Origin of the sequence: Streptomyces sp. NBC_00670 (assembly GCF_036226765.1) — a bacterium.
Taxonomy (GTDB): domain Bacteria; phylum Actinomycetota; class Actinomycetes; order Streptomycetales; family Streptomycetaceae; genus Streptomyces.
Genome location: NZ_CP109017.1, coordinates 1099467 through 1120719 on the forward strand (window position 1 = coordinate 1099467; position 21253 = coordinate 1120719).

At 72.4% G+C, this 21253-nt stretch carries 23 protein-coding genes; 15 read left to right on the forward strand and 8 right to left on the reverse strand.

Features of this window, described 5'->3' with window-relative positions; genetic code table 11:
- The first annotated feature begins 57 nt into the window (after positions 1-57).
- Positions 58-708, forward strand: coding sequence for a TetR family transcriptional regulator (locus OIE12_RS04795; protein WP_329132065.1), 651 nt, complete (start codon positions 58-60; stop codon positions 706-708).
- A gap of 18 nt (positions 709-726) precedes the next feature.
- On the opposite strand, the gene def is transcribed toward OIE12_RS04795, so the two are convergent.
- Positions 727-1266: a peptide deformylase gene (def, locus tag OIE12_RS04800; protein ID WP_329132067.1), complete on the reverse strand. Its 540-nt coding sequence runs from the start codon at positions 1264-1266 to the stop codon at positions 727-729.
- 158 nt (positions 1267-1424) lie between these two features.
- On the opposite strand from def, the gene OIE12_RS04805 reads away from it, so the two are divergent.
- The 6 genes from OIE12_RS04805 (at position 1425) to OIE12_RS04830 (ending at position 6642) form a co-directional block, all read left to right on the forward strand.
- A complete protein-coding gene (locus OIE12_RS04805) occupies positions 1425-2663 on the forward strand; it encodes a MurT ligase domain-containing protein (protein ID WP_329132069.1) in 1239 nt (412 codons plus the stop codon).
- A gap of 32 nt (positions 2664-2695) precedes the next feature.
- Positions 2696-3424: a type 1 glutamine amidotransferase gene (locus OIE12_RS04810; protein WP_030380735.1), complete on the forward strand. Its 729-nt coding sequence runs from the start codon at positions 2696-2698 to the stop codon at positions 3422-3424.
- Between the two features lie 187 nt (positions 3425-3611).
- Positions 3612-4637 (forward strand): 6-phosphofructokinase, encoded by a 1026-nt coding sequence (locus OIE12_RS04815; RefSeq protein WP_329132072.1) that lies wholly within the window; start codon positions 3612-3614, stop codon positions 4635-4637.
- Positions 4638-4744: 107 nt separating this feature from the next.
- Positions 4745-5695, forward strand: coding sequence for a cytochrome c oxidase assembly protein (locus tag OIE12_RS04820; RefSeq protein WP_329132074.1), 951 nt, complete (start codon positions 4745-4747; stop codon positions 5693-5695).
- Between the two features lie 142 nt (positions 5696-5837).
- Positions 5838-6389: a DUF3455 domain-containing protein gene (locus OIE12_RS04825; protein WP_329132076.1), complete on the forward strand. Its 552-nt coding sequence runs from the start codon at positions 5838-5840 to the stop codon at positions 6387-6389.
- A gap of 94 nt (positions 6390-6483) precedes the next feature.
- A complete protein-coding gene (locus OIE12_RS04830; protein ID WP_329132077.1) occupies positions 6484-6642 on the forward strand; it encodes a hypothetical protein in 159 nt (52 codons plus the stop codon).
- Between the two features lie 8 nt (positions 6643-6650).
- Here the strand turns inward: OIE12_RS04830 and OIE12_RS04835 are convergent, their stop codons facing one another.
- From OIE12_RS04835 to OIE12_RS04850, 4 genes are read right to left on the reverse strand one after another with little or no spacing between them, the layout of a single operon-like run.
- Positions 6651-7859: a sensor histidine kinase gene (locus OIE12_RS04835; RefSeq protein ID WP_329132078.1), complete on the reverse strand. Its 1209-nt coding sequence runs from the start codon at positions 7857-7859 to the stop codon at positions 6651-6653.
- Positions 7860-7878: 19 nt separating this feature from the next.
- A complete protein-coding gene (locus OIE12_RS04840) occupies positions 7879-9612 on the reverse strand; it encodes a sodium/solute symporter (protein WP_329132080.1) in 1734 nt (577 codons plus the stop codon).
- A 3-nt stretch (positions 9613-9615) separates the two neighbouring features.
- Entirely contained in the window at positions 9616-10011 is a 396-nt protein-coding gene (locus OIE12_RS04845) for a hypothetical protein (RefSeq protein ID WP_329132081.1), read from the reverse strand.
- A gap of 10 nt (positions 10012-10021) precedes the next feature.
- Complete coding sequence (locus tag OIE12_RS04850; protein WP_329132082.1) at positions 10022-10822, reverse strand: LytR/AlgR family response regulator transcription factor; 801 nt, start codon at positions 10820-10822, stop codon at positions 10022-10024.
- 87 nt (positions 10823-10909) lie between these two features.
- Between OIE12_RS04850 and OIE12_RS04855 the strand changes: the two genes are divergently transcribed.
- From OIE12_RS04855 to OIE12_RS04870, 4 genes are all read left to right on the forward strand, one after another.
- The gene (locus OIE12_RS04855) at positions 10910-11410 is read left to right on the forward strand and encodes an Lrp/AsnC family transcriptional regulator (RefSeq protein WP_329132083.1); all 501 of its coding nucleotides are present in this window, start codon (positions 10910-10912) and stop codon (positions 11408-11410) included.
- Positions 11411-11671: 261 nt separating this feature from the next.
- Positions 11672-12478, forward strand: a complete 807-nt coding sequence (ddaH, locus tag OIE12_RS04860; protein WP_329132084.1) for a dimethylargininase — start codon at positions 11672-11674, stop codon at positions 12476-12478.
- A complete protein-coding gene (rocD, locus tag OIE12_RS04865; protein ID WP_329132087.1) occupies positions 12475-13704 on the forward strand; it encodes an ornithine--oxo-acid transaminase in 1230 nt (409 codons plus the stop codon). The genes ddaH and rocD overlap by 4 nt, the downstream gene beginning before the upstream one ends.
- A gap of 201 nt (positions 13705-13905) precedes the next feature.
- Positions 13906-14628, forward strand: a complete 723-nt coding sequence (locus OIE12_RS04870; protein WP_329132089.1) for a lysophospholipid acyltransferase family protein — start codon at positions 13906-13908, stop codon at positions 14626-14628.
- 96 nt (positions 14629-14724) lie between these two features.
- Here OIE12_RS04870 and OIE12_RS04875 read toward each other — a convergent pair whose 3' ends face one another.
- Positions 14725-16335 (reverse strand): alpha/beta hydrolase, encoded by a 1611-nt coding sequence (locus OIE12_RS04875; RefSeq protein WP_329132091.1) that lies wholly within the window; start codon positions 16333-16335, stop codon positions 14725-14727.
- Positions 16336-16995: 660 nt separating this feature from the next.
- Between OIE12_RS04875 and OIE12_RS04880 the strand changes: the two genes are divergently transcribed.
- Together OIE12_RS04880 and OIE12_RS04885 are read left to right on the forward strand one after the other, a co-directional pair.
- Positions 16996-17469: a C40 family peptidase gene (locus OIE12_RS04880; protein WP_329132092.1), complete on the forward strand. Its 474-nt coding sequence runs from the start codon at positions 16996-16998 to the stop codon at positions 17467-17469.
- Positions 17470-17562: 93 nt separating this feature from the next.
- On the forward strand, positions 17563-18114 hold the full coding sequence (locus OIE12_RS04885) for a DUF6328 family protein (protein ID WP_329132094.1): 552 nt from the start codon (positions 17563-17565) through the stop codon (positions 18112-18114).
- Between the two features lie 12 nt (positions 18115-18126).
- On the opposite strand, the gene OIE12_RS04890 is transcribed toward OIE12_RS04885, so the two are convergent.
- The gene (locus OIE12_RS04890) at positions 18127-18567 is read right to left on the reverse strand and encodes an ATP-binding protein (RefSeq protein ID WP_329132096.1); all 441 of its coding nucleotides are present in this window, start codon (positions 18565-18567) and stop codon (positions 18127-18129) included.
- Positions 18568-18846: 279 nt separating this feature from the next.
- On the opposite strand from OIE12_RS04890, the gene OIE12_RS04895 reads away from it, so the two are divergent.
- Together OIE12_RS04895 and OIE12_RS04900 are read left to right on the forward strand one after the other, a co-directional pair.
- Positions 18847-19707: a helix-turn-helix domain-containing protein gene (locus OIE12_RS04895; RefSeq protein ID WP_329132098.1), complete on the forward strand. Its 861-nt coding sequence runs from the start codon at positions 18847-18849 to the stop codon at positions 19705-19707.
- Positions 19708-19718: 11 nt separating this feature from the next.
- Entirely contained in the window at positions 19719-19961 is a 243-nt protein-coding gene (locus OIE12_RS04900) for a DUF397 domain-containing protein (protein WP_329132100.1), read from the forward strand.
- 20 nt (positions 19962-19981) lie between these two features.
- On the opposite strand, the gene OIE12_RS04905 is transcribed toward OIE12_RS04900, so the two are convergent.
- On the reverse strand, positions 19982-21109 hold the full coding sequence (locus OIE12_RS04905) for an 8-amino-7-oxononanoate synthase (protein WP_329132102.1): 1128 nt from the start codon (positions 21107-21109) through the stop codon (positions 19982-19984).
- Between the last annotated feature and the right edge of the window lie 144 nt (positions 21110-21253).

Here is a 21253-nt window from a genome sequence, read left to right on the forward strand (position 1 = left end):
CCCCAACAGTGCTACTTTGCGCAGGCGTCACCGAATCACGACGGGTGGGGAGAGATCATGGAGACCACGCAGCGGACCGCTCACCAGACGTCCGCCGACCGCCGCCGGCGCGAACTGCTGGAGGCCGCCGACCGGGTGGTGCTCCGCGACGGTCCCGGCGCCTCGATGAACGCCATCGCCGCCGAAGCGGGCATCACCAAGCCCATCCTCTACCGCCACTTCGGCGACAAGGGCGGGCTCTACGCCGCCCTCGCCAAGCGGCACACCGACGCCCTCCTCGCCTCGTTGCGGGCCGCCCTGGACGCCCCCGCCGAGCGCCGGGAGCGGGTGGAGGCCACGCTCGACACCTATCTCGCCGCGATCGAGGCGCGCCCGCAGGTGTACCGGTTCCTGATGCATCCCGCGGAGGCCGGTCCCCAGCAGACCGGTGAGGCCGGCTTCGACACCGGCCGGAACGCCATCCCGGTGCTGCGCCGGATGGGCGAGGAACTGGGCCAGGTCATCGAGGAACGGCTCGACCTCGGCCCCGGCACCCAGCAGCTCGCCCGGGTGTGGGGCCACGGCATCGTCGGCATGATGCACGCGGCCGGCGACTGGTGGCTGGGCGAACGCCCCTGCTCCCGCGCCGAGTTGGTGCGCACCCTGGCCGACCTGCTGTGGGGCCGGCTGGCCGCGGCGGGCGACCGGGTCGGCGGACCCGGGTTCTAGCGCACCCCCGTCCCGGGGCTACCGGGCCCAGTCCGCCCGCGCCGCCTGCCGCATCACCCGGTGGTGGCGCCATCCGTCCACCCGGTCCACGTACAGCCCGCCGCCCAGATGGTCGTACTCGTGCTGAAGACACCGCGCGAACCAGCCCGTGCCCTCCACCCGCAGCGGCTCCCCGGTCACCGTGCGCCCCTCCAGCACCGTACGGTCGTACCGCGGCGTGGCCGCCTCCAGGCCGGGCAGCGACAGACACCCCTCCGGACCGCGCACCCGCACCCCGTCCGCCGCCACCAGCCGGGGGTTGACCAGATGGCCCAGGTGGCGCACGTCCTCGTCGTCCTCGCAGTCGTAGACGAACACCCGCAGCGCCTCGCCGACCTGGTGGGCGGCGAGTCCCACGCCCCGGGCCGCGTACATGGTGGCGAACATGTCCTCGACGAGCGCGGCCAGTTCGGGCCCGAAGTCGGTCACCTCCGCGCCGGGCGCGCGCAGCACCGGGTCGCCGAGCAGGGTCAGGGGCCGGACGCGCCCGCGGGCGCCCGGGAGGGAACGGTGTCGCATGGCGGTCAGCGTACGGTTTCCCCGACGCCGTCCCCCGTGTGCGGCGGCCGCCGTACCGGTCCGGGATTCGGGTGTGCGAATGGATCTCGATAGGCTGACGTCCATCACGTTGCCGACAGGCTTCCGGGGCGGCGCGTACCAGAGAGGATCGAGAACTGATGGCAGGCAACTCGGACCCGCTCTCGCCGCGGGCCAAGCTGGCCGTGACCGCCGGCAAGGCGGTCGCTGCGGCCTCGCGCGCCGCGGGGCGCGGCAGCGGTTCGGTGATCGGCGGCAAGGTGGCGCTCAGGCTCGACCCCGACCTGCTGGCCCGGCTCGCCCAGAACCTGGACGTCGTCCTCGTGTCGGCGACCAACGGCAAGACCACCACGACCCGGCTGATCGCGGAGGCGCTGCGCGCCGCGGGCCCGGTGGTGTCCAACGCGCTGGGCGCCAACATGCCGGCCGGCATCACCTCGGCGCTCGCGGGCGGTTCGGAGTCGAAGTTCGGCGTCATCGAGGTGGACGAGAAGTACCTCGCCGGCGTCGCCCGGGACACCGACCCGAAGTGCATCGCGCTGCTCAACCTCTCCCGCGACCAGCTCGACCGCGCCGCCGAGACCCGCATGCTGGCGGAGAACTGGCGTGAGGGGCTGGCCGGATCGAAGGCGGTGGTCGTCGCCAACGCCGACGACCCGCTGGTGGTGTGGGCCGCCTCCTCCTCCCCCAACGTGATCTGGGTCGCGGCCGGCCAGATGTGGAAGGACGACGCCTGGTCCTGCCCGTCCTGCGGCGGTGTGATGCAGCGTCCGGGTGACGACTGGTTCTGCGGCGAGTGCGGCTTCCGCCGCCCGGTGCCCAGCTGGGCGCTCTCCGGCGACCACGTCCTGGACCCGCACGGCTCCGCCTGGCCGATCCACCTCCAGCTCCCGGGCCGCGCCAACAAGGCCAACGCCGCCTCCTCCGCGGCCGTCGCCGCCGTCTTCGGGGTGCCGCCGCAGGTGGCGCTGGAGCGGATGTACCAGGTGCAGGCGGTGGCCGGCCGCTACGACGTGGTGCAGTTCCAGGGCCGTGACCTGCGCCTGCTGCTGGCGAAGAACCCGGCCGGCTGGCTGGAGACGTTCTCGCTGATCGACCCGCCGCCCGCGCCGGTGATCCTCTCGGTCAACGCGCGCGGCGCCGACGGCACCGACACCTCCTGGCTGTGGGACGTGGACTACACCCGGCTGACCGGCCACCCGATCTTCGTCATCGGCGACCGGAAGCTGGACCTCGCCGTACGGCTCGAGGTCGCGAACCAGTCCTTCCAGGTGTGCGACACCCTCGACCAGGCGGTGCAGTCCGCCCCGCCCGGCCGGATCGAGGTCATCGCGAACTACACCGCCTTCCAGGACCTGCGCCGCCGCGTCGGCAACTGACCTCGAGCGATCTTCCGAGTCCAAGGATGAGCATGAGCGACAACCAACTGCGGCTGGTGTGGATCTACCCCGACCTGCTGAGCACCTACGGCGACCAGGGCAACGCGCTGGTCGTGGAGCGCCGGGCGCGCCAGCGCGGGCTCGACGTGGCCCGGCTCGACGTGCGCAGCGACCAGCCGATCCCGACCTCCGGCGACATCTACCTGATCGGCGGCGGCGAGGACCGGCCGCAGCGGCTGGCCGCCGAGCGGCTGCGCCGTGACGGCGGGCTGCACCGGGCGGTGGGCAACGGCGCGATCGTCTTCTCGGTCTGCGCGGGCTACCAGATCCTCGGCCACGAGTTCATCAACGACCTGGGGCAGCGCGAGGCGGGTCTCGGGCTGCTCGACGTGGTCTCGGTGCGCGGCGAGGGCGAGCGGTGCGTCGGCGACGTGCTCGGCGACATCGACCCGCGGCTCGGTCTGCCGCCGCTGACCGGCTTCGAGAACCACCAGGGCGTCACCCACCTCGGTCCCTCCGCGCGCCCCTTCGCCCAGGTCAAGCTGGGCAAGGGCAACGGCACGGGGGACGGCACGGAGGGCGCGTACAACGACACCGTGTTCGGCACGTACATGCACGGCCCGGTGCTCGCCCGCAACCCGCTCATCGCGGATCTGCTGCTGAAGCTGGCGCTCGACGTGAACGCGCTGCCGCCGGTCGACGACCGCTGGTACGAGGCGCTGCGGGGCGAGCGGATCGCGGCGGCGCAGCAGCCCGCGTAGGGCCCTCTCGCGGAGGCTTCGCGAGGCCCGTCTGACGGGCCTCGCGCACAGGTGAGCGGGGGCGTCCAGCACGCGGACGCACGGTGCGGAACCGCCCCCCTGTGCCGCTAGGGTGGCGGGGATCGAACCGGACGACGTGGTCCGGGTCCCCGGCCCCCGGGCCCACGTGGAGAAGGTATTTCGGGCGATGCGCATTGGTGTCCTCACGTCCGGCGGCGACTGCCCCGGCCTGAACGCCGTCATCCGGTCCGTCGTGCACCGCGCCGTCGTCGATCACGGCGACGAGGTCATCGGCTTCCGCGACGGCTGGCGGGGCCTGTTGGAGTGCGACTACCTCAAGCTCGACCTCGACGCGGTGGGCGGCATCCTCGCCCGCGGCGGCACCATCCTCGGCTCCTCCCGGGTCCGTCCCGAGCAGCTGCGGGGCGGTGTGGAGCGGGCCCGCGGCCACCTGGAGGAACTCGGTCTGGACGCGGTCATCCCGATCGGCGGCGAGGGCACGCTGAAGGCGGCCCGCCTGCTGTCCGACGCCGGGCTGCCGATCGTCGGCGTGCCGAAGACCATCGACAACGACATCGCGGTCACGGACGTCACCTTCGGCTTCGACACCGCGGTGGGCGTGGCCACGGAGGCGCTGGACCGGCTGAAGACCACCGCCGAGTCGCACCAGCGGGTGCTGATCGTGGAGGTCATGGGCCGGCACACCGGCTGGATCGCGCTGCACTCCGGGATGGCGGCCGGCGCGCACGCCATCGTCGTCCCCGAGCGCCCCTTCGACATCGAGGAGCTGGCCGCGAAGGTCGGCGAGCGGTTCTCCGCGGGCAAGCGGTTCGCGATCGTCGTCGCCGCGGAGGGCGCCAAGCCGAAGGCGGGCACCATGGACTTCGACGAGGGCGGCAAGGACGCCTACGGGCACGAGCGGTTCGCCGGCATCGCGCGTCAGCTCGCCCTCGAGCTGGAGGACCGCCTCGGCAAGGAGGCGCGTCCGGTGATCCTCGGCCATGTGCAGCGCGGCGGCACGCCGACGGCGTACGACAGGGTGCTGGCCACCCGCTTCGGCTGGCACGCGGTGGAGGCGGTGCACCGCGGCGAGTTCGGGATGATGACCGCGCTGCGCGGCACCGACATCTTCATGGTGCCGCTCGCGGAGGCCGTCGAGACGCTCAAGACGGTGCCCACCGAGCGGTACGCGGAAGCGGAGTGCGTGCTCTGACGCACACCCCGGCATGACCTCGCCCCCGGTCGCGGACGCGGCCGGGGGCGGTTCTACTCTTGGTTCGGACAGACAGCGCCCAACCCCCACGAATCAGGAGCCGGCGGATGGAGCACAGCGGCCACGGCATGGTCATGGACCTGCCGCCGTTCACGCTGGGACGGGGCCTTCAGTGGTCGGCGGACCCGTTCTTCCTCGTCGCCTGTCTGCTGGGGCTCGCGCTGTACGGCTGGGGTGTCGCCCGGCTGCTGCGGCGCGGCGACGCGTGGCCGGTGGGCCGCACGGTCGCCTTCGCCGTGGGTGTGCTGACCGTCATGCTGATGATGTGCACCGGGCTGAACGACTACGGCATGGTCATGTTCAGCGTGCACATGGTGCAGCACATGGTGATCAGCATGCTCTCCCCCATCCTGATCCTCATGGGCGCCCCGATCACGCTGGCGCTGCGCGCGCTGCCGACGGCGGGTCACGGCCGCAGGGGCCCGCGCGAGCTGCTGCTGATGCTGCTGCACAGCCACTACATGCGGATCATCACCCACCCGGTGTTCACGATCCCGCTGTTCATCGCGAGCCTGTACGGGCTGTACTTCACCCCGCTCTTCGACTTCCTGATGGAGTCCAGGACGGGGCACATCGCGATGATGGTGCACTTCCTCGCCGTCGGGCTGGTGTTCTTCTGGCCGATCATGGGCGTCGACCCGGGGCCGCACCGCCCCGGCTATCTGATGCGGATGCTGGAGCTGTTCGCGGGCATGCCGTTCCACGCCTTCTTCGGGATCGCGCTGATGATGGGCTCCGCTCCGATGGTCGGCACGTACGAGAACCCGCCGGCCTCGCTCGGCATCGACGCGCTGTCGGACCAGACGGCGGCGGGCGGCATCGCCTGGGCGTTCAGCGAGGTGCCGTCGGTGCTGGTGCTGCTGGCGCTGCTGTTCCAGTGGTACCGCTCGGAGCAGCGGCAGGCCCGGCGCAAGGACCGGGCCGCGGAGCGGGACGGCGATGCGGAGCTGGCGGCGTACAACGCGTATCTCGCCTCGCTGAACGCGCGGGGGAACTGAGGGTTCCGGCTCTGGACGGTGGCATTTCCGGGGTGGAGCACCGGGTTCCGGCCAAGAGCCCCGTTCGCCCCCTGCGCCTCATCGGCCCGCTCTACGCTGCGACCTCGTTCCGAAGAGAATCCGTCGCTCTGGAGAGATCCCGATGAAACTCGCCACCCGTCTCGCGCTCACCGTCACGGCCGTCACCGCCGTGGCCGCCGGCACCTTCTTAGGGGTGACGACCGGCCCGGCCGCCGCCTCCGGGTCCGGCGGCACCGGCCTGGACGTGCCCGCCGCGCTGAAGGTTCCCGACGGCAACCGGCTCTCCGGTGTCTTCGCCGCCGAGGGCGTGCAGACCTACACGTGCACCGACGGCGCCTGGAAGTCCCTGGAGCCGGCCGCCACCCTCCGGGCCGCGCACGACAGGTCCCGCCGCCCGGTCGCCCTGCACTCGCGCGGCCCCGTCTGGGTCTCCACGGTGGACGGCAGCGCCGTCAACGCGACCGCCGTCGCCTCCTCGCCGAAGGACGGCGCCGTCGCCGAACTGCTCCTGAAGGCCACCGCCACCCGCGGTGCCGGGGTCTTCGCCGACGTCTCCTACGTGCAGCGGCTGAACACCGAGGACGGGCTCGCCCCCACCACCGCCTGCACCGGCAGCGACCAGGTGAGCGTCCCCTACTCCGCCACCTACGTCTTCTACAAGCCGGCGACGTGAGGCGCTGAGCGACGGCCCGGCCGGCCGGACGCGCGGTTCCCCCTGCCCGGTGAACGGGCGCATGATGAGGGGAACGACCCTTGAGGAGGGTGCGATGCCCGGTTCCACGAAGGCCATGGGGGTGATCACCGTCGGCGGGCTGGTGGTCGTCACCGCCTACACGGTGACGCTCGGCAGCAACGGCTGGCTGTGGTTCGGCTGGGTCGTCCTCGGTCTGATCACCCTCGGCATGGTGGCCTCCCGCGGCACCTGAGACCACCGCTACGGCTCCCGGGGCAGCCGGGCCCCCGAGTGGACGCCCGGCTGGTACTTCGGGAGCCGTGCGGTGATCTTCATCCCGGCGCCGGCCGCGGTCTCGATGACGAGGCCGTGGTCGTCGCCGTAGACCTGGCGCAGCCGGTCGTCGACGTTGGACAGGCCGATGCCGCCGGACGGGCTCGTCTCCCCGGCGAGGATGCGGCGCAGCAGCGCGGGGTCCATGCCGGGCCCGTCGTCCTCGATGACGACGAGGGCCTCGGCGCCCGCGTCCTGCGCGGTGATGCTGAGGTGCCGTTTGTCGGCGGCGCCCTCCAGGCCGTGCTTGACGGCGTTCTCCACCAGGGGCTGCAGGCACAGGAACGGCAGCGCGACGGGCAGTACCTCGGGCGCGATCTGCAGGGTGACGGAGAACCGGTCGCCGAAGCGGGCGCGGACCAGGGCGAGGTAGTGGTCGATGGCGTGGAGTTCGTCGGCGAGGGTGGTGAAGTCGCCGTGCCGGCGGAACGAGTAACGGGTGAAGTCGGCGAATTCCAGGAGCAGTTCGCGGGCGCGTTCGGGATCGGTGCGGACGAAGGACGCGATCACGGCGAGCGAGTTGAAGATGAAGTGCGGGGAGATCTGGGCGCGCAGGGCCTTGATCTCGGCCTCGATGAGCCGGGTGCGGGAGCGGTCGAGGTCGGCCAGTTCGAGCTGGACGGAGACCCAGCGGGCGACCTCGCCGGCCGCCCGGACCAGGACGGCGGACTCGCGGGGCGCACAGGCCACCAGCGCGCCGTGCACGCGGTCGTCGGCGGTGAGCGGGGCGATCACCGCCCAGCGCAGCGGGCAGTCGGGGACGTCGCAGCGCAGCCGGAAGGCCTCGCCGCGGCCGGTCTCCAGGGGGCCGCCGAGCCGCTGGAGTATCTCCTCGCGGTGGTGCTCCCCCGCGCCCTCCCAGGCCAGGACCGTCTCCCGGTCGGTGAGGCAGAGCGCGTCGGTGCCGAGCAGGGTGCGCAGCCGCCGCGCGGACTTGCGGGCGGTCTCTTCGGTGAGTCCGGCGCGCAGCGGGGGTGCGGCGAGGGTGGCGTTGTGCAGCGTCTCGAAGGTGGCGTGTTCGACGGGGGTGCCGAGGCCGCCGAGGTTCTGCGGACGGGCGGTGCGCCGGCCGAGCCAGAAGCCGGCGGCGAGCAGCGGCAGGACGGCGACGCACAGCCCGGCGAGGAATCCGCTCATGCGCGTGGCTCCGTCCCGCTCATGCCCGTGCCTCCGTTCGCGGCTGCCCGCCGGTGAGCTGTTCGGGCAGGTGGAAGCGGGCGAGGATGGCGGCGGTGCCGGCCGGGACGCGGCCCGGGGTGGCCAGCGAGACGGCGACCATGGTGAGGAAGCCGAGCGGTACCGACCACAGCGCGGGCCAGGCGAGCAGCGCGTGCAGGGTGCCGGTGCCCGCGCCCGGGTAGCCGGCCATGGTGGCCGTGACCGCGGCGAACGCCGAGCCGCCGCCGACGAGCATCCCGGCCGCCGCGCCCGGCGGGGTGAGCCGGCGCCACCAGATGCCGAGCACCAGCAGCGGGCAGAACGAGGATGCGGACACCGCGAAGGCGAGCCCGACCGCGTCCGCCACCGGCAGTCCGCCGACCAGGACGCCGGCCGCGAGGGGTACGGCCATCGCGAGCAGTGTGCCGAGCCGGAAGTGCCGTACGCCGCGGGTGGGCAGCACGTCCTGGGTGAGCACCCCGGCCACGGCCATGGTCAGTCCGGAGGCGGTGGAGAGGAACGCGGCGAAGGCGCCCCCGGCCACCAGCGCGCCGAGCAGGTCCGCGCCGAGTCCGCCGATCAGGCGTTCGGGCAGCAGCAGGACGGCGGCGTCGGCGTCGCCGGAGAGGGTGAGCTCGGGGGCGTAGAGCCGGCCGAGTGCGCCGTACAGGGGCGGCAGCAGATAGAAGGCGCCGATCAGGCCGAGGACGGCGACGGTGGTGCGGCGGGCGGCGACGCCGTGCGGGCTGGTGTAGAAGCGGACGACGACGTGCGGCAGGCCCATGGTGCCGAGGAAGGTGGCGAGGATCAGCCCGTAGGTGGCGTACAGCGGGCGGTCCTCGCGGGCGGAGGCCAGCGAGCTGGACATGCCGCCGTCGCCGCGCCGGTCGGCGACGGGGACGGGGGCGCCCTCGGGGAGGGTGAGCCGGGTGCCGCCGCTGACGTGGTGGACGCCGGCCGGGAGCGTGATCCGCTCCCCCGTGCGGCGGTGGCCGTCGACCGTGCCGGTGGCGGTGACCGCGAGCGGTTCGGCGAGGCGCAGGTCGAGGGTGGCGTCGACGCGTACGGTGCGCTGGGCCCGCAGGGCGGGCGGTTCGTCGAAGGCACCGCGGGGTGCGCCGTCGCCCTGCCAGGCCAGGACGAGGAAGAGGGCGGGGACGAGGAGGGCGGTGAGCTTGAGCCAGTACTGGAAGGCCTGGACGAAGGTGATGCTGCGCATGCCGCCCGCGGCGACGATGACGACGACCACGACCGCCACGACGACCCCGCCGAGCGGTGCGGGCGCCCCGGTGAGCACGGCCAGCGTGAGCCCCGCGCCCTGGAGTTGGGGCAGCAGGTAGAGCCAGCCCACGCCGACGACGAACGCCCCCGCGAGCCGCCGCACCGGCTGGGAGGCGAGGCGGGCCTCGGCGAAGTCGGGCAGGGTGTAGGCGCCGGAGCGGCGCAGCGGGGCGGCGACGAAGAGCAGCAGCAGGAGGTATCCGGCGGTGTAGCCGACCGGGTACCAGAGCATGTCGGGGCCCTGGGTGAGCACGAGCCCCGCGATGCCGAGGAAGGAGGCGGCGGAGAGGTACTCGCCGCTGATCGCTGCGGCGTTGAGGCGGGGGCCGACGGTGCGGGAGGCGACGTAGAAGTCGGAGGTGGTGCGGGAGATGCGCAGGCCGAAGGCGCCGACGAGGACGGTGGCGAGCACCACCAGGGCGACGGCGGTGACGGAGTAGGTGCGGTCCACGGCTCAGCGGTCCTCCACCAGCCGTACGAAGTCCCGCTCGTTGCGTTCGGCGCGCCGTACGTACCAGCGGGCGAGCAGGACGAGGGGGGCGTAGAGCCCGAAGCCGAGCACCGCCCACTTCAGTCCGCCGTCGTGCCGCAGGGTGGCGAACAGCAGCGGCAGCGGCCCCACCAGCAGCACCAGCACCGCGAACACCAGGAGTGCGGCGCGGAGCTGGGAGCGCATCAGGGAGCGGACGTAGGTGTGGCCGAGGGTGGTCTGTTCGTCGATCTCGGTGCGGGGCCGGTAGGGGACGGAGGGGCGGCGGGTGCGGCGGGGCGGGCCGGTGACGGTGACGCGGCGCTCGGCGGGGCGGCGCTCGGCGGAAGGGTGCTCGGCGGGGCTGGGGTCCTGGGGCACGCCGTCCTCCTCAGGTCGCGGTCCGGCGCATCAGCAGGTCCCGCAGTTCGCGGGTGTGCCGCCGGCTGACCTGGAGTTCCTCGCTGCCGACCAGGACGCTGACCGTCCCGGCGTCCAGCCGGAGTTCGACGACGTGCCGCAGGGCGACGAGATGGCGGCGGTGGATGCGGACGAAGCCGCGGGCGCGCCAGCGCTCCTCCAGGGTGGAGAGCGGGATGCGGACGAGGTGGCTGCCCTGCGGGGTGTGCAGCCGGGCGTAGTCGCCCTGCGCCTCGACGTGGGTGATGTCCTCGACGGGCACGAAGCGGGTGACGCCGCCGAGTTCGACGGGTATGTGGTCGGGGTCGGGTTCGTGCACGGGTATGCGCGGCGGGACGCCCACGGCCTGCGCCTCCTGGCCGGGGACGTCCTTGCCGGGGACGTCCTTGAGCTGCGCGGCCCGGCGGACCGCCTCCGCGAGCCGTTCCCGCCGCACCGGTTTGAGCACGTAGTCGACGGCCTTGAGGTCGAACGCCTGGACGGCGAAGCCCTCGTGGGCGGTGACGAACACGACGAGCGGCGGCCGGGCGAACCCCGTGAGCAGCCGGGCGAGGTCGAGGCCGTCGAGGCCCGGCATGTGGATGTCCAGGAAGACGACGTCGATCGCGTCGGGCCCGTCCGGTCCGGACTCCAGGGCACGGTTGATCCGGCGCAGCGCCTCGGTGGCGTCGCTCGCCCCCTCGGCGCCGGCGATCCTGGGGTCGGCGTTGAGCAGGTAGAGGAGCTCCTCGAGCGAGGGGCGTTCGTCGTCGACGGCGAGGGCGCGCAGCATGAAGGTGGAGTGTAGGGGCGATCCGTTCGCCGGAACATGTGCGGAACGCGGAGGTTGTCTCCGGCTCCGGGTGGATACAGTGCGGCCATGAACAGCAGGCCGGGCGGCTTCGACGAACTCGACCGCCGGATCGTCACCGCGCTCACGGCGAACGCGCGGTCCAGCTTCGCGGAGATCGGCACGGCGGTCGGGCTCTCCGCGACGGCGGTCAAGCGGCGGGTGGACCGGCTGCGCGAGACCGGCGTGATCACCGGGTTCACGGCGACGGTGCAGCCGGCGGCGCTGGGCTGGCGTACGGAGGCGTACGTGGAGGTCTACTGCGAGGGCGCGGCGCCGCCGCGCCGGCTCGCGGAGGTGGTGCGCAACCATCCCGAGATCGCGGCGGCGATGACGGTGACGGGTGGGGCGGACGCGCTGCTCCACGTTCGCGCGCGGGACGTGGAGCACTTCGAGGAGGTCCTCGAACGCATCCGGGTGGAACCCTTCATCCGCAAAACGATCAGCTACATGGTCCTCTCCCACCTCCTCCCCGAAAGCCCCGAAGCAGGCGCCAACCAGGCCGCTCCGAAGGAGCGCGAGGGGAGCTGACAGCCCGGGGGGTTCGGTACGTCGGCGGCTGCGGGCACGTCGTGGCCGCTCGCGCGGTTCCCCGCGCCCCTGAAAGACAGGGGGCGCCCCCACGTCGCACACGCGACCCGCACCCGAAACGCACGAATGCTGCGTCGCCCCCCAAGCCGGCGCAGCAAACCCGCGCCCACACGCAATCCCCGTCACTTGTCGCGCCCTCCACCCCCTCCCTACCGTGGAAACACACACCGTAGGCACCGCATCACACGGAGGTACCCCTTCGTGCCCACCACCTCCACCCCCCGCCGCTACCTCGTCTGCGAACCCAGACACTTCGCCGTCCAGTACGCGATCAACCCCTGGATGCGCCCCGGCGCCCCCGTCGACACCACCCTCGCCCAGCACCAGTGGCACACCCTCGTCCACACCCTCCGCACCCACGGCCACACCGTGGACTCCGCGGAACCGCTCCCCGGCCTCCCGGACATGGTCTTCGCGGCCAACTCCGCCCTCGTCCTCGCCGGCCGCGTCTTCGGCTCCCTCTTCCACGCCCCGCAGCGCCGCCCCGAGTCCAGCGCGTACGAGACCTGGTTCACGTCCGCCGGCTTCGCCGTCCACCGCCCCGAGTCGGTCTGCGAGGGCGAGGGCGACCTCGTCCCGGCCGGCCGCTACGTCCTGGCCGGCACCGGCTTCCGCACCACCCCCGAGGCCCACCGCGAGGTGCAGGAGTTCTTCGGCGTCCCGGTCGTCGGACTCCGGCTGGTGGACCCGTACTTCTACCACCTGGACACCGCCCTGTTCGCCCTCGACGAGGAGAACGTCGCGTACTACCCCGACGCCTTCTCCTCCGGCAGCCGCGAGGTCCTGGCCCGTCTGTTCCCGGACGCGGTGCTCGCCACCCGCGAGGACGCCCTCGCCTTCGGCCTCAACTCCGTCTCGGACGGCCGTCACGTCTTCATCTCCCCGCGCGCCGCGGCCCTCGCCGGCCGGCTGGCCCGTCGCGGATACGTTCCCGTCCCCGTCGACCTGTCGGAGTTCCACAAGGCCGGCGGCGGCATCAAGTGCTGCACCCAGGAGATCCGTTCATGACCGCTCCCGCCCGTGCCCACACCACCACCGCCGGTCTGATCCGCGCCGAGGAGCCCGTCCTCGCGCACAACTACCATCCGCTGCCCGTGGTCGTCGCCCGCGGCGAGGGCACCTGGGTGGAGGACATCGAGGGCCGCCGTTACCTCGACATGCTCGCCGGTTACTCCGCCCTCAACTTCGGCCACCGCCATCCGGCGCTGATCGAGGCGGCCCACCGTCAGTTGGACCGGCTCACGCTCACCTCGCGCGCCTTCCACCACGACCGGCTCGCCGGGTTCGCCGCGTCCCTGGCCGAGTTGACCGGTCTGGACATGGTGCTGCCGATGAACACCGGGGCGGAGGCGGTGGAGAGCGCGGTGAAGGTGGCGCGGAAGTGGGCGTACGACGTGAAGGGCGTCCCGGACGGCCGGGCGACGATCGTCGTCGCCGCGGACAACTTCCACGGCCGTACGACGACGATCGTCGGCTTCTCCACGGACCCGGTCGCCCGCACCGGCTTCGGCCCGTTCGCGCCGGGCTTCCGGGTGGTCCCGTACAACGACCTGGCCGCACTGGAGGCGGCCGTCGACGGGACGACGGCGGCGGTGCTGATCGAGCCCATCCAGGGCGAGGCCGGGGTGATCATCCCGGACGACGGCTATCTGGCCGGGGTCCGGGAGCTGACCCGGCGCGCGGGCGCACTGTTCGTCGCGGACGAGATCCAGTCGGGACTGGGCCGCACCGGGCGGACCCTCGCGGTGGAGCACGAGGGGGTGCTGCCGGACATGCTGCTGCTCGGCAAGGCGCTCGGCGGGGGCATCGTGCCGGTCTCGGCGGTGGTGGCCCGGCGGGAGGTGCTCGGTGTGCTGCATCCGGGCGAGCACGGCTCGACCTTCGGCGGCAACCCGCTGGCGGCGGCGGTCGGCTCCGCCGTGGTGGAGCTGCTGCGGACCGGGGAGTTCCAGCGCCGGGCGGCGGAGCTGGGCGTGGTGCTGCGGGACGGCCTGGCGGACCTGGTAGGCCGGGGCGTGGCCGGTTTCCGCGCGCGGGGGCTGTGGGCGGGCGTGGACATCGACCCGGCCCTCGGTACGGGCCGCGAGATCGGCGAACGCCTGCTGGAGGAGGGCGTCCTGGTCAAGGACACCCACGACTCCACCATCCGCCTGGCCCCGCCCCTGACGATCACGGCGGACGAGCTGCGCTGGGCGCTGGGGGCGTTGGAAAGGGTGCTGACCAGCGCGGGCTGAGCCGGCGGGTCGCCGACGGGCCGACGGGCCGGGGGCACCCCGAGAGGGGACCCGGCCCTGCAGCCGGCAGGGGGCTCTGCCCCCGCGGCCGGTTCTTGTCGGTACTGATCAGTAGCGACAGAGCGTGATCCCATGGCGGTTACGTCTGTCCGTCGCGCCGCCTACACTGATCGCTCCCCGGGGAACGCGAGGAGTGCCGCGGTGTTCTACTACCTGCTGAAATACGTGGTTCTGGGCCCGCTGCTGAGGCTGACGTTCCGGCCCCGGATCGAAGGGCTCGCGCATGTGCCGGATTCCGGGGCCGCGATCGTCGCGGGCAACCATCTGTCGTTCTCGGACCACTTCCTGATGCCCGCCGTGCTGAAGCGGCGCATCACCTTCCTCGCCAAGGCCGAGTACTTCACCGGCCCGGGCATCAAGGGGCGGCTGACCGCCGCCTTCTTCCGCAGCGCCGGGCAGATCCCCGTCGACCGTTCCGGCAAGGACGCCGGACAGGCCGCGATCCGGGAGGGGCTCGGGGTCCTGAGCAAGGGCGAGCTGCTGGGCATCTACCCGGAGGGCACCCGTTCGCACGACGGCCGGCTCTACAAGGGCAAGGTCGGGGTGGCCGTGATGGCGCTCAAGGCCGGCGTCCCGGTGATCCCCTGCGCGATGATCGGCACCTTCGAGGCGCAGCCGCCCGGCCGCAAGATCCCCCGCATCCACCCCGTGGTGATCCGCTTCGGCAAGCCCCTGGACTTCTCCCGCTACGCCGGCATGGAGCACGAGAAGGCGATCCTGCGCGCGGTCACCGACGAGATCATGTACGCGATCCTGGCCCTCTCCGAGCAGGAGTACGTCGACAAGTACGCGGCCGTGGTGAAGGCGGAGGAGGCCGAGCAGACGGCCAGGGAGCGCAAGTTCCCCCGTCTGCCGCTCAGTTGACGTTCCAGGAAGGGCCGGCATTCCAGAAGGGGGACGAGGGGGCGGCCGGTGGTTCGGCCGCCCCCTCCTCCCGTCACGGGACCGCTACCGCGGTCGTCACGGCGTCGGCGTCGCGTGCGGAGTGCACGTCACGTCGGACCGGTCCGTCCTTCCGGTCAGCAGGTAGGTGTCCACCCTGTCGTTGATGCAGGGGTTCACCAGCCCGGTGACGCCGTGCGAGCCGGCGCCCTGCTCGGTGATCAGACGCGAGCCCTTGAACCGCTTGTGCAGTTCGACCGCGCCGGCGTACGGCGTCGCGGCGTCCTCCGTGGACTGCACGATGAGCACGGGCGGCAGCCCCTTGCCGGTGCGGACGTCCACCGGGGTCCGCTGCTTGACGGGCCAGGTCGCGCACGGCAGGTTCATCCATGCGTTGGCCCAGGTCATGAACGGGTAGTCCTTGTGGAGCCGGGTGTTGTCCCGGTCCCATGTGTGCCAGCTCGTGGGCCACTTGGCGTCGGTGCACTCGACGGCCGTGTAGACCGCGTTGCCGTTCTCCGAGGACGCGTTGCCGGCCGTGTCCGTCAGGTCCGGCGCGGCGGCGTCGATCAGCGCCTGGGTGTCACCGGCGACGTACTTGCTGAAGATCGTCGCGACCGGCACCCACGAGGAGTCGTAGTACGGGGCGCTCTGGAAGAAGGAGATGAGCTCCGCCGGGCCGACGACCCCGCCGAGCGGGCTCTTCTTGGCCGTGGCGCGCAGCTTCAGCCACTGCTCCTGGACCTCTCCTCGCGTGTCGCCGAGGTGGAAGGCGGCGTCGTTCTTGGCGACCCAGTCCTCCCAGTCCTTCCAGCGGCCCTCGAAGGCGATGTCCTGGTTGAGGTTGGCCTCGTACCAGATGTTCTCCCGCGCGGGGTTGACCACGCTGTCGACGACCATGCGGCGCAGGTGCCCCGGGAACAGCGTGCCGTAGACGGCGCCGAGGTAGGTGCCGTAGGAGACGCCCAGGTAGTTGAGCTTGCGCTCCCCCAGCGCGGCCCGGATGACGTCCAGGTCGCGGGCGGTGTTCGGGGTGGTCATCTGCTGGAGCATCGTGCGGTCGGTGCGCTCGGCGCAGCCCTCGGCGTACTCGCGGGCCAGCTTGCGCTGGGCGCGCTTGTCGGCCTCGGAGTCGGGCACCGGGTCCATCTTGGGCGCCTTGACGAACTCCTGCGGGTCCTGGCAGGAGATGGGCGCGGAGTGGCCGACGCCGCGCGGGTCGAAGCCCACGAAGTCGTACGCCTTGGCGACGTTGGCCCAGACCGGGTTCTTGGCGGTGACGCGGGCCGGGAAGCGCAGTCCGGAGCCGCCGGGGCCGCCGGGGTTGTAGACGAGGGCACCCTGCCGCTCGTGCGCGGTACCGGTGTTGCCGATGCGGTCGACGGCGAGCTTGATCTGCTTGCCGTTCGGCCTGGCGTAGTCGACGGGGACGCTGACCCAGCCGCACTGGATCGGCTTGGCGAGCCCCCAGTCGGCCGGGCAGTCCTGCCAGTCGATGCCCGCCCTGGCCGCCCGGGCGGCGGCGAGCGCGGCACCCTGTGCCTCGCTGCTGTGGCTCTGACCGTGGCCGTGGCCGTGGCGCGTGCCGGCGGTGGCCGACGGTGCCGCCACGGCCCCGGCTATCAGTGCCGCCGCCGTGACGAGCGCTCCGGCGGAGCCGAGCGCGGTGGCTCGCTTCGTCGGTCTCATACCCCTCAAGAGGGACCTCCCCGAACATCGTGACGAATCTTCCGATGGCTACGGGGATCCTTGTCGCTGTGAGGTCCCTGAGAACAGGGGCGGTGGGCCTCCTTTGCCAATCCGATATCCGGTACGCGCGCGCCCGTTGAGCGGTACGGCGTCCGTGCGCCCGGCGGGACACGAAGGGGCCGGACGGGTTACCCCCTTTCGGCGTAGGCACACCTCGACTTCGGGGGCCGTCCCGGTTGCGCGGCGCGGTGGACGGCGAGCGGAATGAGATCTTCCGATGCTGGTCCGGGCCTCCTCCCGGCTGTGGACACGGGGAAAAACAAAGGGCGTTCACTCGAACAGCAGAGTGGTGAGTAACAACACAAACCCACGCTTCCGTTGGGATTTTCAGACTTCCGTGGGCGAAGATCCCTTCCTGACAGCCCCCGCCACAAGCGGCGGGGCGGTCCGGGCGGACGCCGAGTCCTGCCGCCGCCCGGATGACCGGTCGACAGGAGTGGATCGGCAGGAGTGGAGGACCCGAGCACGACGGGTCGCCGGGACGGACGCACGGTCCGTGCCGAGCAGCCCTTGGGGTGAAGCCGCGTCAGGCGGCCGGGCAACTTCGCCAGCCCGAATCCGACAGGTCATCCTTCACAGGCGGCTGACGAAGGGTTGCGCATGACTGCGCTCGATCGTGTCCCGTCGCTGTTGACCCGGGCCGGCACCGCCTCGGCCCTCACCCTCGCCGCCGTGGGCGGCAGCATCGCGGTCCCCGGTGTCGCCTCCCAGGCGTCCGCCGCGACCACGGCGACGAAGGCGCTGCACGTCGCGGCGTCGAAGAAGGGCTCCCCCTACCAGTGGGGCGCCACCGGACCGCACCGGTTCGACTGCTCCGGGCTGACGCTGTACTCGTTCAAGAAGGCGGGCAAGAAGCTGCCCCGGACGGCGGCGGCCCAGTACAACAAGACGCGCCACATCTCGTCGTCCAGCCGCAAGGCGGGCGACCTGGTGTTCTTCCACACGGGCAGCTACGTGTACCACGTGGGCATCTACGCCGGGAAGGGGAAGATCTGGCACGCGCCGAAGACGGGTGACGTCGTACGGCTGCAGAAGCTGTGGACCAAGAGCGTCTGGTACGGCAGGGTGCGCTGACCGGCCGGCGGGGCACGGGCGCGTCGGCCCCGTACCCGTGCCCCGCCGGTCGCTCGGGGGCGTGACCGGCGGCGGAACGGTTATCTGTTCCTCATGGCCGACCGTCCGCATCACGAGCAACGCAACGAGACCCCGCTGGAACGCGCCGACCGCAACTTCGCCGAGTTGCTGCAGGAGGTGCGCGTCACCCAGGCGGGCGTGCAGATCCTGTTCGCCTTCCTGCTGACGCTGGCCTTCACCCAGCGTTTCCCGCACATCGACACGTTCCAGCGCACGACGTACGTCGTCACGCTGCTCCTGGCGATGCTGGCCGCCGTGCTGTTCACGGCGCCGGCGGCGCTGCACCGCTCGCTGTTCCAGCAGAACGCCAAGCCGGTGATCGTGCAGGTCTCCTCACGGCTGGCCTCGGCGGGCCTGGCGGTGCTGATGCTGGCGTTCACCGGCTCGGTGCTGCTGGTGGTGGACGTGACCCTGGGCCGGACGGCGGGCATCGCCGCGGGAGCGGGGACCCTGGCGGTGTGCGTCCTGCTGTGGGGCGTCCTGCCGCGGCTGGTCCGCCGTACCGGCGTCCGCACGGACCAGCCGGTCACGGAGGGCCCCACCGAGACGCCGAGCGATCCCGGGTCCCGGGACTCCGGCGACTGAGGAGCCGCTCCTTCACGGGTCCGGCTGGGCCGCGGACACCTTCCAGGGCAGTTCGATCTCGATCGTCTTCCCGCCCTCCCGGGTGGGCCGCACGCTGAGCCGGCCGCCGTACTCCGCGGTCAGACAGCGCACGATGACCAGACCGCGCCCGTTGTCCTGCTGTACGGCCGCCGGCAGCCGTTTCGGGAACCGCGGATGGCTGTCGGTCACCCCGACGCGGAGCTGCTCGTCCCGGTCGAGGACGAGGTCGACCGTGAAGGTCGGCGACAGCCCGAAGGTGTGCTGCACGGCGTTGGTGGCGAGCTCGGACACGATCAGGCGCACGGTGTCGGCGGCATCGGCGTCGGGCGGCAGTCCCCAGTCGGTGAGGACGCCCGCCACATATCTTCGGGCCGCGGAGACCGAGGCGGGATCGCTCGGCAGAGTGACGGATGCTTCCTGGTGGTCTGCCATGGCGACGTCGTCCCTTTCCCACGGGAGGCGGGGTCCGCCACGGAGCGGATGGTTCACGTACGGTCCCGGCCTTGGTGCTGCGCGTCAGACTGCCACCACCGGCGGGCTCCCTGCTGCCGATCCCCCAAGATATGCATATATCTGTCGCCCGAAGCGGTGAACTATCCGACGACCGACCGTATATGGGCGATTGCTCGGTCCATCCTCTACCGTCGCCAACCGGGCCCGCCGTCGCTCACCGTCGCCGCGGTGCGTGGGGCGGACGGAAGGAGTCGGCCGATGCAGTACGGACCAGCGGTGCGCCGCCGCAAACTCGGCGCGGAGTTACGGGCCCTGCGGGCGCGGGCGGGCCTCACCAGCGGGCAGGCCGCGGCCCGGGTCGGCTGGCACCAGTCGAAGGTGAGCCGGATCGAGACCGGCTCCAGCGGGGTGAAACCGGCCGATGTACGGCTGCTGCTCGACGCCTACGGGGACGTGGACCCCCAGTTGCGCCAGTTGCTGCTGGTGCTCGCGGGCTCGGAGGACGGCGGCGGCCGGCAGAACTGGTGGCACGCCTACCGGGGCGTCCTGCCGCGCGCGTACCGCGACTTCATCAGCCTGGAGTCGCAGGCCTGCGCCATGCGCACGCTGGAGACGCTGGTGGTGCCGGGGCTGCTGCAGACCCCGGAATATGCCCGCGCGGTGACGCACGCCGCGGTCGGGCCGCCGGACGACGCGCATCTCGACACGCTGGTGGAAGTGCGCCTGGCGCGGCAGGACGTGCTGCGCGCGGACCCGCCGCTGCGGATGAGCGCGGTGCTCGACGAGGCGGTGCTGCACCGCGAGGTCGGCGGTCCCGCGGTGATGGAACAGCAGCTCAGACGGCTGGTGGCGGCCGCCCGGCTGCCCCATGTCCGGCTCCAGGTGCTGCCATTCGCCGCCGGGGCGCACATCGGTGTCACCGGCCCTTTCGTTATCTTCTCATTTCCGAGCACTTCTGATCTGGACGTGGTTGTTCTCGACCACTTGACGAGTAGCCTCTATCTGGAACGGAAAGAAGAACTCCAGGCCTACGCCGAGGCCTTCACCACCTTGCAGAGCAACGCCCTCTCGCCCAAGGACTCGTTGGATCACCTCACCGCGCTCGCCGAACGCGCGTAAGGAGGAAACCCATGCCCGTTTCCACTTCCGTCTCCGCGACCTCACGGACCCTGCCCCCCGGCGCGTCCCTGCCCGGGGTGCGGTGGCTGCGCAGCAGCCGCAGTACCGGAATGAACAACTGTGTGGAGACCGCCTGTCCGGGGCCCGGTCCCTGGGCCGGGCTGGTCGCCGTGCGCGACTCCAAGCGCGTGCCCGGGCCCGCCGTGCTCTTCGGACCCGGCGCCTGGCAGGACTTCCTGGCCTCGCTGGGCTGAACGGGCCCCCGGCGGTCCCGCTATGGCCGCGTCGCGCGGATCACCTCGACGGCACGGTCGAGTTGGCCGTCCGTCAGGTCCGCGCGCGCGGTCAGCCGCAGCCTCGAGACACCGTCGGGCACGGACGGCGGGCGGAAGCAGCCGACGGCGAGTCCCGCCGTCCGGCAGTCCTCCGCCCACCGCACCGCCCGTTCGGGGGACGGCGCCCGTACGGAGACCACGGCTGCGTCCGGCCGTACCGCCTCGAACCCCTCGGCCGTCAGCCGCTCGTACAGGGTGAGGGACACCTCGCGTGCCCGGGCCGCACGCCCGGGTTCGCGGCGCAGCAGCCGCAGCGCGGCCAGCGCCGCTCCAACGGCGGCCGGGGCGAGCCCGGTGTCGAAGATGAACGTCCGGGCCGCGTTGACCAGGTGTGCGATCACCGCCGCCGGTCCCAGGACGACCCCGCCCTGGCTGCCCAGCGACTTCGACAGGGTTGCCGTCACCACCACGTCCGGTGCCCCCGCCAGCCCCGCCGCGTGCGCGGCACCCCGGCCGCCCTCGCCGAGCACGCCGAGGCCGTGGGCGTCGTCGAGGACCAGTCCCGCCCCGTACTCCCGTGCCGCCGCCGCCAGTCGACCGAGCGGTGCCGCGTCCCCGTCCACCGAGAACACCGTGTCGGAGACGACGACGGCCACTCCCCGGTGGGTGCCCAGCGCCTTGCGCACCGCGTCCGGGTCGGCGTGCGCCACGACCTGGGTGGTGCCGCGGGCGAGCCGGCAGCCGTCGATGAGCGAGGCGTGGTTGCCGGCGTCGGAGACGAGCAGGGAACCGTGCGGCGCGAGCGTGGTGACGGCGGCGAGGTTGGCCGCGTAGCCGGTGGCGAGGACGAGGGCCGCCTCGAAGCCGCAGAACTCGGCGAGTTCGCGCTCCAGGGTCGTGTGCAGCTCGGTCGTGCCGGTGACGAGCCGGGAACCGGTGGACCCCGCTCCCCACACGCGGGCCGCCTCGGCGGCCGAACGGGTGATCTCGGGGTGGCGGGCGAGGCCCAGGTAGTCGTTGCCCGCCAGATCCAGCAGCGGGGAATCCGCGGCGCGCGGCCGCAGGGTCCGTACCAGACCCGCCCGGCGGCGCGCCCGTGCCTGTTCCTCGATCCACCCGAACGCCATGGTCCCTCCGGTGCTTTCGCGGCCACGCCTTCGTATCCGCGGGCGGTGTGCACGCGCGTTTGTAGGCAGTGCACAGACAGTAGTGCCGACGCGAGCCGCCCAGGGTGTGGCAATACCCACACGTCGCACGCCCACAGTTGTGCG